Consider the following 16,158-nt stretch of genomic DNA (forward strand, 5'->3'; position numbering starts at 1 on the left):
CCGCGCGCCCGGGGTGCCGTAAGAGTCCGGCCTCATCCCTGCGGCGCGCCGTCCGGCTGTCGCAGAACCTCGATGAGTGCGTGCAGCCGGGGCGACGCCGCCAGTTGCTCCAGAGTGACAGGACGTCCCCGCGCGTCCGCGATCGGCAGGCGCCAGTTCGGGTACTGGTCCCACGTTCCCGGGAGGTTCTGCGGACGGCGGTCGCCCACTCCGTCCGGGAGCCAGACGCCGACCATGCGGGCCGGGGTACGGCGCAGGAAGCGGTGGACGGCCTGGATCTCGGCCTCCTCCGAGGAGGCGTCGGTGCCGCCGGTGCCGTGCAGCAGACCGAGGTGGGTGAGCAGGGCCAGCCACTCGGCGGTGTCGGCGGCGGCCTCGGCGCGTTCCTCCTCCAGCGGGCGGGTCAGCAGGCCCAGGCTGTCGCGGAGTTCGACGTGCTCGCCGGTGAGGCGGGCGGCGGTGGAGGGCAGGTCGTGGGTGGTGGCGGTGGCCAGGCAGTCGGCGCGCCAGCGGTCGGGGGGCAGCGGGCGGCCGTCGCCCTCCCAGTCGCGTTCGAACCACAGCACGGACGTGCCGAGCACCCCGCGCTCGCGCAGCGCCTCGCGCACGCCCGGTTCGACGGTGCCCAGGTCCTCGCCGATCACCAGCGCCCCGGCCCGGGAGGCCTCCAGGACGAGGACGGCGAGCATGGCCTCGGCGTCGTAGCGGACGTACGTGCCCTCGGTCGGCGGACGGCCCTGCGGTACCCACCACAGGCGGAACAGGCCCATGACGTGGTCGATGCGCAGGGCTCCGGCGTAGCGGAACAGGGCGCGCAGCAGCTCGCGGAACGGGGCGTATCCCGACTCGGCCAGGCGGTCGGGGCGCCAGGGCGGCAGGCCCCAGTCCTGGCCGCGGGCGTTGAAGGCGTCCGGCGGGGCGCCCACCGACATGCCGGCGGCGAAGTACTCCTGCTGGGCCCAGGCGTCGGCGCCGCCGGGGTGGACGCCGACCGCGAGGTCGTGCACGATCCCGACCGGCATCCCGGCCTCGCGCCCGGCGCGCTGCGCGGCGGTCAGCTGGGTGTCGGTGAGCCAGGCGAGCCGGGACCAGAAGTCCACCCGGTCCAGCAGTCCGTTGCGGGCCCGGACGGTCTCGGCCGAGCGCGGGTCGCGCAGGCCGGTCGGCCAGCGGTGCCAGTCCGAGCCGTGCACCTCGGCGAGCGCGCACCAGGTGGCGTGGTCCTCCAGGGCCTGGCCCTGCTCGGCGAGGAAGTCGCAGTAGGCGGCGCGTCTGCCGGGGCCGAGCGGCACCTCGCACAGCAGCTCCAGCGCCTCCCGCTTGAGCTCCCACACGGCGTCCCGGTCGATCAGCGCGCCCCGCTCCAGCACCGCTTCGCGCAGCCGGCCGGATCTTTCCAGCAGGGCGCGCAGCCGCTCGCGGTCCTCGACGTACGCGCACTCGGGGACGTCCTCGATCCGCAGGTGCACGGGGTCGGGGAAGCGGCGGGAGGAGGGGCGGTACGGGGAGGGGTCGGTGGGGGCTCCGGGCACGGCCGCGTGCAGCGGGTTGACCTGGACGAATCCGGCGCCGAGCGACCGTCCGGCCCAGCCGGCCAGCTCGGCGAGGTCGCCCAGGTCGCCCATGCCCCAGGAACGGTGCGACAGCAGGGAGTAGAGCTGGACGAGGAGTCCGTAGGAGCGTCCGGCGGGGCTGGGCAGGCGGGCCGGGGCGTTGACCAAGTGGGCGGTGGCCGTGCGGCCGTCGGGGACGGTGGCGGTCAGCCGGTGGACACCGGGTGGGAGGTGCTCGGCCGAGGCGAGCGTCTCGCCCTGCTCGGTCTCGATGCGCAGCCGGCTTCCCTCGGGGAGCGCGGCCAGGGCGGCCGGGGGGCTGGTGCCCCAGCCGACCAGGGTGGGCGGCAGCAGCCTCGCACCCAGGTGCCGCTCCCGGGCGGCGAGCGCGGCGCGGACGGCGCCGGGCGTGCTCGCGTCCACGCCGAGAGCGGCCAGGGTGAGGGTGACCGCGGTGGCCGAGGCCGCGACCGTACGGTCCGGGGACGGGCTGTACGAAGTGGCGACGCCGTGCAGTTCGGCGAGGCGGGACAGGTCCTCGGAAGGCGGTTCGGCCGGCCGGGGTGCGGTCATCTAGGACCTCGTGATGTCCGGGACGAAGGCTGAGGGTTCGCTGGTGAGGGGGGCGGATTCGGCGAGCGGCGGCTCGCTGGTGAGGGGGGCGGCGTCGGGCAGCGGCGTCTCGCTGGTCAGCGGGGGCTCGGCGCAGGTGCTCTCGGAGCTGAAGACGCAGTAGTGAGGGTCTTCGTAGCGGGGATCGTCATAGTGGGGGTCGAGGTCGGCGGACGTGTCCGCCACGGGTTTGGACGGGGCCGGGAGCGGAAGGAAAGTCATCGCAGCCACGGGGGCCTCCTTGTCGGGTACGGCATTCAAAGGGTCATCGCAGCCCTACCCAGTCGACGCGAAGGCAGACACCCCAGGCCGAACATCGTGCTTCTGCTCACATTCCGCTCCCCTCCACCCCTTCCAGATTCCGGCAATTCAGCCACAACGGCCAGTCTCGTTGACACCTTCACCGGGCGGGTGGTGGGCTCGTTCTCCCGGTCGGACACACCTGGAGGGGGCCTGTGGGACTGCGGCGTGGGAAGCGGGCGGCGGCTCTCGCCGTCGCCGTCGTCGCCGGAACCCTCGGCACTGCGCCCGCCGGTGTGGCGGCCCCGCCCTTTCCGGGAGCGACCGCGACACCCGCCCCCGACACCGCCGAGCCGGACCTCTCCGTCTGGCCGCGCCCCCAGTTACTGCGCGCGAACGGCGCACCGGTCCCGGTCACCGACGAGGTCGCCCTGATCACGGACGCACAGGCCGACCCTCCCCCGAGTTCTCGGCTTCGCTCGAACAGGGTGGACCCCCATGCCGTCGAGGCCCTGCGCGAGTTGCTGCGGCGGGCCGGGGCCCGTCGGGTCACGGACTCCGCCGCTCCCGGGGCGCTGGTCGTGCGGGCGCGGACGGAACCCGTCCGCCGGGACGACCGCCGCGCCCTCCCCGCCGGGGGATACGAGCTGTCCGTGGGCGGGGACGGCGTCTTGCTCACCGGCACCGGCGAGGACGGCCTGTTCCACGCGGTCCAGACGCTGCGCCAGCTCCTGCGTCCCGACGGCACGATCGCCGCCGCCGTCGTACGCGACTGGCCGGGCACCGCGGTCCGCGGCATCACCGAGGGCTTCTACGGCACCCCGTGGACGCACCGGCAGCGGCTGGGGCAGCTCGACTTCATGGGGCGCACCAAGCAGAACCGTTACCTGTACGCCCCCGGTGACGACCCGTACCGGCAGGCACGCTGGCGTGAGCCGTACCCGGCGGGGCAGCGCGCCGAGTTCCGGGAGCTGGCCGAGCGGGCGCGCCGCAACCACGTCACGCTCGGCTGGGCGGTGACCCCGGGCCAGGCGATGTGCTTCGCGTCGGACGCCGACGTGCGCGCGCTGACGCGCAAGCTCGACGCGATGTGGGCGCTGGGCTTCCGGGCCTTCCAGCTCCAGTTCCAGGACGTCAGCTACAGCGAGTGGCACTGTGACGCGGACGCCGACCGGTTCGGCTCCGGCCCCCGGGCGGCCGCGCGGGCGCAGGCCCGGGTGGCGAACGCGGTGGCCCGGCACCTGGCGGAACGGCACCCCGGGGCGGCCGGTCTGTCGCTGATGCCGACCGAGTACTACGAGGAGGGCACGACCGACTACCGCCGGGCCCTGGCGAGCACGCTGGACACGGCTGTCGAGGTGGCCTGGACGGGCGTCGGGGTGGTGCCCCGCACCATCACGGGCGGTGAACTGGCCGACGCCCGGGAGGCGTTCCGGCATCCGCTGGTCACGATGGACAACTACCCGGTCAACGACTACGAGCCCGGCCGTCTCTTCCTCGGCCCCTACCGGGGCCGCGAGCCGGCCGTCGCCGCCGGCTCGGCCGCCCTGCTCGCCAACGCGATGCAGCAGCCCGAGGCGTCCCGCATCCCGCTGTTCACAGCCGCCGACTACGCCTGGAACCCGCGCGCCTACCGCCCCGGGGAGTCCTGGCGCGCCGCGATCACCGATCTGGCGGGCGGGGACCGGCGCCGTGAGGAGGCCCTGGCCGCGCTCGCCGGGAACGACGCGTCGTCGGTCCTCGGCGAGGAGGAGTCGGCGTATCTGCGTCCGCTGACCGAGGCGTACTGGCGGGCCCGTACGGCGGGCGGTGCCACAGCGAGTGGTCCCGGGGCGGACGGCGACGCCGCGCGGCGGCTGCGCGAGGCGTTCACCGTGCTGCGCGAGCTGCCCCGGCGGCTGAAGGGCACCGCCCTCGCCCCGGAGGTCGCCCCCTGGTCGGAGCAGCTGGCGCGCTACGGCGAGGCGGGCACGGCCGCTCTCGACATGCTGGACGCGCAGCGCGCCGGGGACGCGGCGGCGGCCTGGACGGCGTACCGCGCACTCGGCGCGCTGCGGGACCGGCTGGAGCCGGCACCGGTCAAGGTCGGCACGGACGTCCTGGACCCCTTTCTGGGTCGGGCGCAGAAGGCGTACACGGCCTGGTCGGGCATCGACCACGAGCCGCCCCCCAGCCCCGGCGACCCGGGCGACGGCCGCACCCTGCGCTTCCCGCACCCCCGGTTCCTGACGGTCGTGACGGCCCTCACCGACCCCGGCACCGAGGGTGACGTCCAGGTGCACGTACCGGGCCGGGGCTGGCGGCAGGCAGGCCGGCTGGCCGCTTCGGGCGCGACCGAGGTGCGGGCCGGGCAGCGGGTGGACGCCGTGCGGGTCACCGGTCCCGCGTCGTCCCGCGTACGCCACCTGGTCCCGTGGTTCGCGGACTCCCCCGCCGCCTCCCTGGAGCTGACGCGCGACCGCGTGGACGCCGAGACCGGCAGGACGCGGCGGCTGACGGCCGGGCTGGGCTCGCTGCGCCCCGCAGACGCCCGCGGCAGGCTCACCGCCGAGGCACCCGAGGGCCTACGGGTGCGGGTGCCCGAGGCCGAACTGGCCGTGCCGCGCGGCACGAAGGTGGAGGTCCCGGTCGAGGTGACCGTGGAGCGCGGTGCGCCGAACCGGTCCTACGACATCCGGCTGGGGTTCGCGGGAGCGACCCGCACGCTCACCGTCCGGGCCTTCCCGCCCACCGGCGGGCCCGACCTGGCCCGCACCGGCACCGCGCGTTCCTCGGGCGACGAGACGCCCGACTTTCCCGCGTCGGCGGCGAACGACGGCGACCCGGACAGCCGCTGGTCGTCCCCGGTCGACGACGGCGCCTGGTGGCAGGTCGAGCTGCCCCGCCCGGCGCGGCTCGGGCAGGTCGTGCTGCGCTGGCAGGACGCCCACCCGTCGGCGTACCGCATCCAGGTCTCGCCGGACGGCCGCCGCTGGCGCACGGCGGCCGCGGTACGGGACGGCCGGGGCGGCCGTGAGAGCGTCCGGATGGACGAACGCGACGTGCGCTTCGTACGGGTACAGGGCGAGAAGCGGGCCACGCCGTACGGGTACTCGCTGTGGTCGGTGGAGGCGTACGCCGTCACGGACTAGAACTCCCGGAGTTCGGGTGCGGACTTGCCCGGCGCCCACTATTCACTCAGTACATGTACTCAGTACATAATGACGGCATGAGCACCCGCCACATCCTGCTGGGCCTGCTCGCCACGGGTCCGAGCCACGGCTACGACCTCAAGCGACGCCACGACGAGCGCTTCCCGCAGGCCCGTCCGCTGGCCTACGGGCAGGTTTACACGACCCTCCAGCGCCTCGTCCGGGACGGCCTCGCCGAGGTCGAGGGCACCGACTCGGACGGCGGCCCGGAGCGGACGATGTACCGCGCCACGGACGAGGGGACGCGCGAACTGTTCCGCTGGGCCGTGGAGATCACGCCGCCCGCGCCGTTCGTGGCGAACGAGATCTTCGCCAAGGTCGTGGTCGCGATCCTCTCGGGCGGCGACCCGGCCGCCTATCTGAGCGCCCAGCGCGCCGCCCACATGGAACGGATGCGGGAGCTCACGGCGGTCAAGGCCGCCCAGGGCGCCGATCTGGCGACCGTGCTCTCGGCGGACTACGCCCTCAACCACCTCGACGCCGACCTCCGCTGGATGAGCACCACGGCGGCCCGGCTCACCACCCTGACCGCGGAGGTCGACGCAGCATGAGCAAACCCGTGCCTCTTCTCTCGGCGAGCGGCCTCACCAAAACGCACGGCAGGACACCTGCACTGCGCGGCGCCTCGGTCGACCTGCACGCCGGCGAGATCCTCGCCGTGACCGGCGCGAGCGGCAGCGGGAAGTCGACGCTGCTGCACTGCCTCGCCGGGATCGTCCGCCCCGACGAGGGCTCCGTGTCGTACGACGGCCGGCGGCTGGAGGACCTGCCCGAGAAGCGGCTGAGCGAGCTGCGGCGGACCGAGTTCGGCGTGGTGTTCCAGTTCGGCCAGCTCATCCCCGAGCTGACGGCCCTGGACAACGTCGCCCTGCCGCTGCTGCTGGCCGGCACCGACCGCACGCAGGCCCGGGCCCGGGCCGGTGAGTGGCTGGAGCGGTTCGGCGTGCGCGGACAGGAGGACCTGCGGCCGGGGGAGATGAGCGGCGGCCAGGCCCAGCGGGCCGCACTGGCCCGGGCCCTGGTCACCGGCCCGAAGGTGGTCTTCGCCGACGAGCCGACGGGGGCCCTGGACTCGCTCTCCGGCGAGCAGGTCATGACGGCCCTGGTCCACACGGCCCGCGAGGCGGGCACGGCGGTCCTGCTGATCACCCACGACGCCCAGGTGGCGGCGTACGCGGACCGGGAGGTCCAGCTGCGGGACGGCGCTGTGACGCCGCTGGGGGTGACGGCATGAACCCGCTGCGTTCCGATCTGCGCCTCGCCTGGGAACTCACCCGTGGTTCCGATCGCGGCGAGTGGTGGCGGATCGTGCTGACGGCGACGGGCGCGGCGCTCGCGACGGGGTTCGCGCTGGCCGCCGTCGCCCTGGCCTCCCTGCGGGGCAGCTACCAGGTGCCCGTCGCCGCGGGCCTGCTGGACGAGCCAGGCACACGGTCCGGCGTGATCGTCGGCCTGCTGCTCCTGCTCGTGCCCGTGCTGGGGTTCCTCGGGCAGTGCGCCCGGATCGGCGCCGTGCACCGCGACCGGCGGCTGGCCGGGCTGCGGCTGGCCGGGGCGACGCCCCGGCAGGTGCGGCGGATCGCCGCGCTGGAGACCGGGCTGGCCTGTCTGCTGGGCTCGGCGGTCGCCACCGCCCTCTCGCTGCTGCTCCTGCTGCGCCAGTGGGACCGGCCGACCGTCCCGGCCTGGGCGGGGATCGCCCTGATCGCCGTCGCCGTACCGGTGCTGGGCGCGGCCGCGGGCGCACTGGCGCTGCGCCGGGTCGTGGCCTCCCCGCTCGGCTGGGTGCGCCGGGTCGGGCCGCGCGACGGACGGGGGCCCGGGCTGCTGTTCCTGGCCGGGATCCTGCTCGTCGCGGTGCTGGCGCTGCTGACCGTGGTCACCACGGCTCCGGCCGCCTCCAACCGGCCGGACGGCGGGCCGCCGCTGACGATGATGGGCGTGGTCCTCGCGGTCGGCGCGGGCGCTGTGTGGCTGTCCGGGGTCACCGCGAAGGCGACCGGACGGATCCTCGCCGTCCGGGCCCGGTCGGCGGCGACGCTGATCGCGGCGGAACGGCTGCGCGACGACCCCTGGTCGGCCGCCCGCACCCATGCGGCGGTGCTGCTGGTGACGGTCGTCGGGACCGGCTTCATGGGCATCCGGCAGGTGCTGAGCGATGTGGTACGCACCTCGCGGAACATCGGGCCCGCGCCCTACTACACCACCGGCCTCGACCTCACCGGCGCCGCCATCGCCGTCGCCCTCGCGATCACTCTGTCCGGCCTCGCCGTCGGCACCGCCGAATCCCTGGCCACCCGCCGCCGGGGCCTGGCCGCGCAGGCCGCCGCCGGAGTGCCGCGCACGGTGCTCGGCCGGGCCCTGCTGCTGGAGACCGCACTGCCGCTCGCCCCCGCCGTACTGCTCTCGGGCCTGGGCGGCATGACCATCGGCACGTGGTACGCCCTGCTCGCCGGCCGACCGGTGCCCTGGGCGATCTCCCTGGTGCCCGTCGCCGTCTACGCCGCCTGCCTGCTGGCCGCGGCCACCTCGCTGCCCCTGCTGCGCCGCTCGGTACGCCCGGGGGAGCTGCGGTACGTGTAAGCGCCCTCCTCATGGCGGGCCTGCCCGGGAACGGGGGTTCTCCGGGCCGGTCGGCCGGCCGCACGCGGCAGCACGAAGGGCGCGCGGCCATACGAAAGCCCGGATCATCGTCAGGCGGAAATGCCGTCGATCCGGGCCAAGGCGTCGTCCGCGCCGTACGGCTGCAAGTACGGCAGCCAGCGCGGGTCCCGATGGCCGGTCCCGATGATGCGCCAGGCCAGGCCGGTGGGCGGGGCGGGTTTGTGGCGCAGCCGCCAGCCGATCTCGAAGAGGTGCCGGTCGGCCTTCACGTGGTTGCAGCGGCGGCAGGACGCCACCACGTTGTCCCAGACGTGCTTGCCCCCGCGGCTGCGCGGGATGACGTGGTCGACGCTGGTTGCGACGCCACCGCAGTACATGCACCGGCCCCCGTCACGGGCGAACAGCGCCCGGCGGGTCAGAGGAACGGGCCCCCGATAGGGAACCCGGACGAATCGCTTGAGCCGGACCACGCTGGGTGCGGGGACTGTGACGGTCGCGCTGTGCAGATAGGCGCCGGACTCCTCGAGGCATACGGCCTTGTTCTCGAGGACGAGGACGAGCGCGCGGCGGAGCGGTACGACACCGAGTGGCTCGTACGACGCGTTGAGGACCAGGACGTGCGGCACGGATGCCTCCTTGGACGCCGGCGGCGCGTGGCTCGCGCCGGGACGATTCGTAGCCAGTCTCCCCTCATGCCTGGTGAAAGCGCCACCATGTCCCCGTAACGGGCTGGGAGTGTTTTCGACCACATCTGATTCTCCCCCGGATCATGGCCTGTTCAAGCCCAGGTGAGCACGGTCTCTCCTTCACACATCCCGCGGAAGCACACACAATGCCCCGTTAGTGTGGTGGTTCTGCCCCCGCGGTGACCGCGTCGTGACCTCGACCCCCTGAACCACCGCACCGGGGCGGACCGCTGTACTTGGAGGTACCTGCCGTGTCCCTGTCCGCTGCCCTGCTCGCCGCCGGCCCGTCGCCGTCGCCGGCCCCTCGGATACGGAGACCCCGAGAGTGCCCTCGCTCCAGGACGCCCAGGAGAGCGCGACGAACGCCGCCGGCTGGGTCGAGCAGAACTGGTCGACGTGGCTCGCGATCGGCCTGCGGGTCCTGCTGATCGTGGTGATAGCGGCGGTGCTGAGGGTCGTCGTCCGGCGTGCGATCACCAAGCTGATAGACCGCATGAACCGGACCGGCCAGTCCGTGGACGGCTCCGGGCTCGGCGGGCTGCTGGTCAATGTCGAGCGCCGCCGCCAGCGCTCGCAGGCGATCGGCTCGGTGCTGCGCTCGGTGGCGTCGTTCCTGATCATGGGCACGGCCGCGCTGATGGTCCTGGGCACCTTCCAGATCAACCTTGCCCCGCTGCTGGCCTCGGCCGGTGTCGCCGGTGTGGCGATCGGTTTCGGAGCCCGCAACCTGGTCACGGACTTCCTCTCCGGCGTCTTCATGATCCTTGAGGACCAGTACGGCGTCGGCGACACGATCGACGCGGGCGTCGCCTCCGGCGAGGTCATCGAGGTGGGCCTACGGGTAACCAAGCTGCGCGGTGACGGCGGCGAGATCTGGTACGTCCGCAACGGCGAGGTCAAGCGCATCGGCAACCTCTCCCAGGGCTGGGCCACCGCCAACGTCGACGTCACGGTCCACTCCGGCGAGGATCTGGACAAGGTGAAGGCGGCCCTGGACGAGGTCGCCGAGAAGATGAGCGCCGAGGAGCCCTGGAACGAGCTGCTGTGGGGCCCGATCGAGGTCCTCGGCCTGGACAGCGTCCTGCTGGACTCCATGGTCGTGCGCATCTCGGCGAAGACCATGCCGGGCAAGTCCCTGACCGTGGAGCGCGAGCTGCGCTGGCGCATCAAGCGGGCCTTCGACGCGGCGGACATCCGGATCGTCGGCGGCGCCACGGCCCCGGTGGAGGAGACGCCCGCCGACCCGACGGCGGGGATGGCGCCCCCGTCGGTGTACGCGAACTCGGCGTCCCCGCAGTCGGCGGCGGCGTCCCCGCTCACACCCGCCGCACCGCCGACGAGCACCACGAAATAGCCGTCCCGGAGAGGGCGGCACGACGAGGGCGGCACCCGGGCCTTCCGGGTGCCGCCCTTTTCGCATGCCCGGGTGACGACTGCGTCGCCTGAACCGTCCCTGTTGCCGTTGCCGCCCGCGCGGCGCCGGACTTCCTTTCCCACCAATGGGAACTTTCCTCATAAGAGCTGAGCCGAAGTGGGCGCATGGCAGGAACCGCCGGCACGCCTGGCACCCCGCGCTTCCAGCGCGCCATGAACGACCGGGCGCCCTGGACCTGCTGCTGAAGCACGGGCGGCTGTCCCGTACGAGGTCAACCCGGCGGCCGGTTACGCCGCCGGATCAACCACCTCACCTGGGAAACGGGAGTACGCCTCGGCGGCCCGGAAGGCGAGGACGTCCTGCCCAAGCTGCTGACCGACCACGGCGACACCATCGCCTCGGACCTACGCCTCCCCCTCCACCCTGCTCGACCGCCTGGGCGTGGTCCCGTCGCACTACCAGCGCTACTACTACGCGCACGACGAGGCCGTACGAGAACTCGGGACGAAGCCGTCCCGCGCGGCCGAGGTGGCGGGCCATGGAACGGCAACTGCTGACGATGTACGCCGACCCGTCCCTGTACGAGAAGCCGGCCCCGCTCGCCAAACGGGGCGGCGCCCACTACTCGGAGGCGGCGGTGGACCTGGCGGCGGCCCTGCTGGGCGGTGGCGGCACCCCGTACCAGGTGGTGAACACGTACAACCGGGGCACGCTCCCCTTTCTCCCCGAGGACGCGGTGATCGAGGTCCAGGCGGCGGTGGGCGCGCAGGGAGCGTCCCCCCTCCCGGTCCCGGCCGTGGACCAGCCTGTCCTCCTGGGCGCCGGGGTCCTGGCCGCTCAGCACTCGCAGCTCAACGGCATGATCACCGACCTGCTGGCCGACAGAGCACCCAAGGCGTCCCCTCCGGTGGTCACGGCCAGCCCTGTCCTCGGGGCGGTGCTGCTGGGGCTGGACAGACTGGGAGCGAGGAAGGGGGCGCAGGGACGTCTGCGGGCGTACCTCGGGACGTAGGACAGGCCCGCCTACGAACCGGCCGGGGCCGTGCCGCCCAACGGAACGTGGACAGACGCAGGCAGCAGAACACGCGAGGGCGCATACTAGGGGCAATGACAAAGCCTGCTGCACCTAAGCGCCATCTGCCCACCAGCCCCTTCAAGGCCCCGGTCATTCCGGCCCCGAAGCACTTCTCCGTGGGCGACCAGGTCACACACGACATGTACGGCCTCGGCCGGGTCATCGGCATCGAGGACGGGATCGCGGTCCTCGTGGATTTCGGCTCGGCCCAGAAGCGGATCCTGAGCCCGTACGCCAAGATGACCAAGCTCTGACACCGCTGTGCCCGGTCACGGCACACCAGGCCCCATCCGGGACCTGGCACCAGAAGGAGACCTCTCATCGATCTGACCTCGCTCTTCTCCGCCCCGGAAGGGGCACCCGGCTCCACGGCCACGGCCTCACCGCCGCCGGCCACGAACCCCTTCCAGGCCCCGGACTTCGGAGAGGACGACAGCGCGACAGCGCCGGAGCCGCTCAACGGCGACTGGCACTGACTTGAGCCCGCCCCTGGGCCGCCGTGGGCTCGACCGGCGGCCCGGTCATCGCGAACACGGCTTGACGCGTTCGCGTCCCGCTGCGCGGCGCGACACGCACGCAGGGGCACGCAGCATGAACCCAGGGTCACTACGCCCCTGGGTAACAGGCTCAGACCGGACGCCGCACCGGCAACCTCCACCGGCCCCAGCACTACGGTGCTCGCATGACACCCAACGCCCCCTCCCCCGCTGACATCGCGTCGATGCCCAGGGCAGTGTTCGCCTTTCCTGGCTCACTGCGCGACAAGCTCGTGGCAGCGATCCTCAACGGCTCCAAGACCTCCACCACAGGACTCGTCGTCGCCTGCGAGCATGAGGGAGAGCCCTTGCCGGCAGCCGGGGCGCGTTCGGTCGTCGTCGACTCGGACGATCACCCGGTCGCGATCGTCGAGGTGACCAGCGTGCGCGTCCTCCCGCTAGGGAAAGTGGATCTTGACCACGTTAGGTGCCCAACCTTGGTGGCGTACTTGGCCACGTACGAGGCGACAGCCTGCTCACCGGCAGCGTGGCTGAGACCGGTGGGGGTGCGGCGAGGGTGCCGGCCGCCAGCCGAGTGCGGCAAAGTCGGGCCGTCTCTGGGCCGTCCGAGGGCGCTCGACATTGGCCCAGGACGACCACCCACCGACAGGCCCTTACTTGCCCGTTGAGATCCCGCCGACCTCCCTGCGCATCGTGGACGGTGGGCCTGGCAGCATGCCCGCCATGGATCAGGTTTTGAAGACCCTGGAGCATGAGTTCCGTTCCGAGCCCGGAAGTTTCCTGCTGGGACTGCGAAGTGATCTGGTCTGGGACCGAGGCGCCTTCTCCCGGCTGGAGAAAGCAATGCGCACTGCCTGCGAACGCTTGCAGGACGCCGAGGAGCTTCCCCGATGGTTGGCAACTTCCCTCGGCCGGAGCCAAAGGAGTACTACGCCGCGTGCATAGAGCGGCTGACGGATCTAGCGGACTGGTTCTTCCGAGGGGAGCACGCCTACATGGAGCCGCACACCTGGTCGGAGCTGTAGGCCACGGTGACGGCCGCTCCCTGGGGGCGGATACGTGGGATGCTCTGAGCTTGAGTTTCAACCTCTGCCTACGTGTTGAGAGTTGCTGCGCGGCACGAATGGGCAGGGCGTATTGCTCTCAATCCCGGTTCTGCCCCTCTAGACGAGGGTTTCGGGACACCGACGGTGGGGCGCAAGGTCTGCCGGTGTTCCCCAACGCCCATCCCAGCTCACGAGGTCTCGGGCTGCCGTACCCACGCGGTCAGTAGCCGAAGCGCCTCTTCGGAGCTGGAGCCTGCCTCGGCGGTGTAGACACTCAGCCGCTGGTCCGGGTCGGCGGGCAGGGTGAGGGACTCGTAATTGAGAGTGAGCGGGCCGACGATCGGGTGGTGGAAGTGTTTGCTGCCATGCGTGTGCCGATACACGTTCTGGTCGGCCCACCAGCGGCGGAAGTCCTCATCCATGATCGAGAGTTCGCCGACGAGTTCGGCCAGCAGTGGATCGTGGGGATGGCGTCCGGCGTCGCGCCGGAGCGAGGCGACAATGTCCTGGGCGTGGGTGTCCCAGTGGGTATACAGCGAGCGGGCGGTCTCGTCGCAGAACATGAACCGCACCAGGTTCCGCTCGCGGTGCGGCAGCGCGTCGAAATCGGTGAGCAGCGCACGTGCCATCTGGTTGGACGCAAGTACGTCCAGTCGCCGCCCCAGCACAAGGGCGGGGGTGTGCTCGAGGATCCGGAGCAGGTCGCGCAGCCCCGGGCGGACCGGCTGCGGACGCGTCGCCGTGCGGCGGGGCCTGCCTGTGGCGGGCTTGGCGAGCTGGAACAGATGGGTGCGTTCGACGGGATCGAGGCGTAGCGCGCGGGAGATGGCGTCCAGCACGGTCTCGGAGACGTTCAGTCGGCGTCCGCGTTCCAGGCGTACGTAGTAGTCGACGCTCACGCCCGCCAGTTGCGCGATCTCTTCGCGGCGCAGTCCTGGCACTCGCCGAGGGCCGCCGTCGTCGGACAGGCCCGCCTGGCGCGGGGTGATCCGTGCCCGCCGAGAGCGGAGGAACTCACCGAGAGCTGTGTTGCGGTCCATGCCGTTCACGATAGGACCCGAGATCGCCCCGACGGCCCGAGAAAGGGGGACTGGCAGTCCCCCGGTCCGGCTGTCCCCGGGGCGAAGCGGACCCCCCGGAAGTCGGTCAGCAGCCGATTCCGGTGCTGAAGTGGAACGTGTCGAGACCGACCGGGGCCCAACCGCCCCGGTCGGCTTCTGTTTTGCATCGCACGAAGGGAACTCCTGTGTCGGACACCAAGACATTCCTGATCACCGGCGTCAGCACCGGCCTGGGCCGTGCACTCGCGCGCGCGGCGTTGGCCGCGGGCCACCGGGTGGTGGGCACGGTGCGCACGCCCGCCGACGCACGGGCCTTTGAGGCGCTCGCCGGCGACGCGCACGCGCGCATCCTGGACGTGACCGACCATGACGCGGTGGACACGGTCGTGGACGAGACCGAGCGCGACCTGGGCCCGGTCGACGTACTCGTCGCCAACGCCGGGTACGGCCATGACGGCCTCTTCGAGGAGTCGTCGATGGATGACCTTCGCCGTCAGTTCGAGGTGAACGTCTACGGAACCGTGGCGGTGATCAAGGCCCTGCTGCCGCACATGCGAGAGCGCCGTTCGGGCCACATCATCGCCGTCACCTCGATGGGCGGGCTGATCACCATGCCGGGCCTCAGCTTCTACCACGGCAGCAAGTTCGCGGTGGAGGGCATCCTCGAAACACTCGGCAAGGAGGTCGCCGATCTCGGCATCCATGTCACCGCCGTCGAGCCGGGCAGTTTCCGGACCGACTGGGCCGGCCGCTCGATGATCCGCGCACCCCGTGTGATCGCCGACTACGACGAGCTGTTCGAGCCGCTGCGCGCCCGGCGCATCCACGGCAGCGGGCACCAGCCGGGCGACCCGGACAAGGCCGCGGCCGCGGTGCTGCGAATCGTGGCGGCCGACCAGCCGCCGACGCGCCTGCTGCTCGGCACCGACGCGCTTCAGCTCGTCCAGGCCGGACGCGACGCCTTCGAGCGCGACATGCTGGCATGGGCCGAGCTGTCGGCCTCCACCGACTTCGACGACGTCAGCCGGTCCGCCTGACGTCACTCGTTGTCGGGCCCCCAGCGCGGGGCGCTGCCGGGGACCGGGGGCGCCCCGCGCGGGGCCTCGACGGCGGCCGTCATCACCAAGCTGTCCCGCTCATGGTCCACCACAGCCGAACCTGCTTGTAGCCGTTCACGCCGCCCAGCGCCTCCTGGTAACCGGGTGGAGGTTAAAACTTGAGCTGAGTGCTCATGCCACCCCCTCCGGCTTTGACGAAAGAGGTTCTGATGCCCCCTCGGCCCGAGCCGTCACCGCCGTTGTCGCCACTGCCGTCGGTCACACTGCGTGGGTATGGCGACATCGTATGGCTGGAGGGCCGGGCGGTAGTGCTGGACCAGAAAGGGCTGCGACGGCGGATACCGGTCGAGGCCATAGAGGAGACGCGGGTCGTGGGCCGGGGGCAGCGCTCGGTCGAGATCGCGCTGTGGGGCGTGGACGGCGCTCCGGGGCCCGTGTTCACCCTGCAAGGCCGCGACGCCGCCCAAGCGGCCCGGCTCGTCGCGGCGGCCAACGGGGCACGTTCCAGAAGTGGTCCGCCGCAGGGCGGGGCGGCCCTGGTCGAGGAGCGGCCGACGAGCACCTCCGGCCGGAAGAAGGGCCTGGGGCTGACACGACGTGAACGCGCCGCGGGCATCGCTCTCCTTCACGTATACGTCGGCGGGTTCGCCCTGCTGGCGTGGGCCGGCGAACCGCAACAGGCGGCGTTGTGGCTGCTCGGGGTGGCGCCCGCCCTCTTCGGTCTGTTCATCGTGGTGCCCTCGCTCCGGTGGGCGTGGAAGCGGCGGACCGTGCGCAGGCACGGTGTCACGGTCGTCGCGGTGTTCGCACGGAGAGAGGGGAAGCGGACGTTCTTCCGGTACACCGACCTGGACGGCGGGACGCACGAGATCGAGCCTGACTACGCTGCCAGGGGCATCGGCGGGGACCCGAAACGCATCGAAGTCGTCTACGACCGTCAGCAGCCCGGCAGGGCTATCTGCTCACTGGCAGCCTCGACCCTGCTGTGGCGCACAGCGGGCGTGACGCTGGCCGGCGGACTGCTGCTGTCGCTCGCGTTCATCCTGATGCCCCTGCAACTGATATTCCTGGTGCTCGGGACCTGACCGGCCCATTCACCGGCAGGCGACCGCCGATGTGGGCTACCGAATGATCATTTCTGGGCCGTCCCTGGGCCCTGC

General features: G+C 72.4%; 13 protein-coding genes and 2 pseudogenes. 11 read left to right on the forward strand and 4 right to left on the reverse strand.

Annotated features, from left to right (window positions below; genetic code table 11):
- Positions 1–32 precede the first annotated feature (32 nt).
- Both malQ and V8690_RS14545 read right to left on the reverse strand, forming a co-directional pair.
- Positions 33–2,126, reverse strand: a complete 2,094-nt coding sequence (gene malQ, locus V8690_RS14540; RefSeq protein WP_338779049.1) for a 4-alpha-glucanotransferase — start codon at positions 2,124–2,126, stop codon at positions 33–35.
- Complete coding sequence (locus V8690_RS14545) at positions 2,127–2,396, reverse strand: hypothetical protein (RefSeq protein WP_338779051.1); 270 nt, start codon at positions 2,394–2,396, stop codon at positions 2,127–2,129.
- A gap of 224 nt (positions 2,397–2,620) precedes the next feature.
- Here V8690_RS14545 and V8690_RS14550 point away from each other — a divergent pair, with 224 nt between their 5' ends.
- The 4 genes from V8690_RS14550 to V8690_RS14565 all read left to right on the forward strand — a co-directional run bounded on the left by V8690_RS14550 (position 2,621) and on the right by V8690_RS14565 (position 8,179).
- On the forward strand, positions 2,621–5,536 hold the full coding sequence (locus V8690_RS14550) for a beta-N-acetylglucosaminidase domain-containing protein (protein ID WP_338779053.1): 2,916 nt from the start codon (positions 2,621–2,623) through the stop codon (positions 5,534–5,536).
- Positions 5,537–5,613: 77 nt separating this feature from the next.
- Entirely contained in the window at positions 5,614–6,147 is a 534-nt protein-coding gene (locus V8690_RS14555; protein WP_338779056.1) for a PadR family transcriptional regulator, read from the forward strand.
- The gene (locus V8690_RS14560) at positions 6,144–6,830 is read left to right on the forward strand and encodes an ABC transporter ATP-binding protein (RefSeq protein WP_338779058.1); all 687 of its coding nucleotides are present in this window, start codon (positions 6,144–6,146) and stop codon (positions 6,828–6,830) included. Before V8690_RS14555 ends, V8690_RS14560 begins: the two co-directional genes overlap by 4 nt.
- Positions 6,827–8,179, forward strand: a complete 1,353-nt coding sequence (locus V8690_RS14565) for an FtsX-like permease family protein (RefSeq protein WP_338779061.1) — start codon at positions 6,827–6,829, stop codon at positions 8,177–8,179. The genes V8690_RS14560 and V8690_RS14565 overlap by 4 nt, the downstream gene beginning before the upstream one ends.
- A 110-nt stretch (positions 8,180–8,289) precedes the next feature.
- On the opposite strand, the gene V8690_RS14570 is transcribed toward V8690_RS14565, so the two are convergent.
- Positions 8,290–8,826, reverse strand: a complete 537-nt coding sequence (locus tag V8690_RS14570) for an HNH endonuclease (RefSeq protein ID WP_019760491.1) — start codon at positions 8,824–8,826, stop codon at positions 8,290–8,292.
- Between the two features lie 311 nt (positions 8,827–9,137).
- Here V8690_RS14570 and V8690_RS14575 point away from each other — a divergent pair.
- From V8690_RS14575 to V8690_RS14595, 5 genes and pseudogenes are all read left to right on the forward strand, one after another.
- A pseudogene (locus V8690_RS14575) lies at positions 9,138–10,240 on the forward strand (mechanosensitive ion channel family protein).
- Between the two features lie 323 nt (positions 10,241–10,563).
- A pseudogene (locus tag V8690_RS14580) lies at positions 10,564–11,063 on the forward strand (6-phospho-beta-glucosidase); the annotation flags it as partial.
- Between the two features lie 305 nt (positions 11,064–11,368).
- Positions 11,369–11,590: a hypothetical protein gene (locus V8690_RS14585; protein ID WP_338785353.1), complete on the forward strand. Its 222-nt coding sequence runs from the start codon at positions 11,369–11,371 to the stop codon at positions 11,588–11,590.
- Between the two features lie 467 nt (positions 11,591–12,057).
- On the forward strand, positions 12,058–12,501 hold the full coding sequence (locus tag V8690_RS14590; RefSeq protein ID WP_338785354.1) for an ASCH domain-containing protein: 444 nt from the start codon (positions 12,058–12,060) through the stop codon (positions 12,499–12,501).
- A gap of 222 nt (positions 12,502–12,723) precedes the next feature.
- Positions 12,724–12,858 carry a hypothetical protein gene (locus tag V8690_RS14595; protein ID WP_338779068.1) on the forward strand — a complete coding sequence of 45 codons (135 nt, stop codon included), beginning with the start codon at positions 12,724–12,726 and terminating at the stop codon, positions 12,856–12,858.
- Between the two features lie 209 nt (positions 12,859–13,067).
- Here the strand turns inward: V8690_RS14595 and V8690_RS14600 are convergent, their stop codons facing one another.
- Positions 13,068–13,919: a helix-turn-helix transcriptional regulator gene (locus V8690_RS14600; protein ID WP_338779070.1), complete on the reverse strand. Its 852-nt coding sequence runs from the start codon at positions 13,917–13,919 to the stop codon at positions 13,068–13,070.
- Positions 13,920–14,125: 206 nt separating this feature from the next.
- Here V8690_RS14600 and V8690_RS14605 point away from each other — a divergent pair, with 206 nt between their 5' ends.
- Together V8690_RS14605 and V8690_RS14610 are read left to right on the forward strand one after the other, a co-directional pair.
- Positions 14,126–14,977, forward strand: a complete 852-nt coding sequence (locus V8690_RS14605) for an oxidoreductase (protein WP_338779072.1) — start codon at positions 14,126–14,128, stop codon at positions 14,975–14,977.
- Positions 14,978–15,306: 329 nt separating this feature from the next.
- On the forward strand, positions 15,307–16,083 hold the full coding sequence (locus V8690_RS14610) for a hypothetical protein (protein ID WP_338779074.1): 777 nt from the start codon (positions 15,307–15,309) through the stop codon (positions 16,081–16,083).
- The last annotated feature ends 75 nt before the right edge of the window (positions 16,084–16,158 follow it).

This window comes from Streptomyces sp. DG1A-41 (assembly GCF_037055355.1).
GTDB lineage: Bacteria > Actinomycetota > Actinomycetes > Streptomycetales > Streptomycetaceae > Streptomyces.

Excerpts from the sequence above, each read along its gene's own strand:
- malQ (WP_338779049.1), bottom strand. The coding sequence starts at position 2,126 with ATGACCGCACCCCGGCCGGCCGAACCGCCTTCCGAGGACCTGTCCCGC.
- V8690_RS14555 (WP_338779056.1), top strand. The coding sequence starts at position 5,614 with ATGAGCACCCGCCACATCCTGCTGGGCCTGCTCGCCACGGGTCCGAGC.
- V8690_RS14560 (WP_338779058.1), top strand. The coding sequence starts at position 6,144 with ATGAGCAAACCCGTGCCTCTTCTCTCGGCGAGCGGCCTCACCAAAACG.
- V8690_RS14565 (WP_338779061.1), top strand. The coding sequence starts at position 6,827 with ATGAACCCGCTGCGTTCCGATCTGCGCCTCGCCTGGGAACTCACCCGT.
- V8690_RS14585 (WP_338785353.1), top strand. The coding sequence starts at position 11,369 with ATGACAAAGCCTGCTGCACCTAAGCGCCATCTGCCCACCAGCCCCTTC.
- V8690_RS14590 (WP_338785354.1), top strand. The coding sequence starts at position 12,058 with ATGCCCAGGGCAGTGTTCGCCTTTCCTGGCTCACTGCGCGACAAGCTC.
- V8690_RS14595 (WP_338779068.1), top strand. The coding sequence starts at position 12,724 with ATGGTTGGCAACTTCCCTCGGCCGGAGCCAAAGGAGTACTACGCCGCG.
- V8690_RS14600 (WP_338779070.1), bottom strand. The coding sequence starts at position 13,919 with ATGGACCGCAACACAGCTCTCGGTGAGTTCCTCCGCTCTCGGCGGGCA.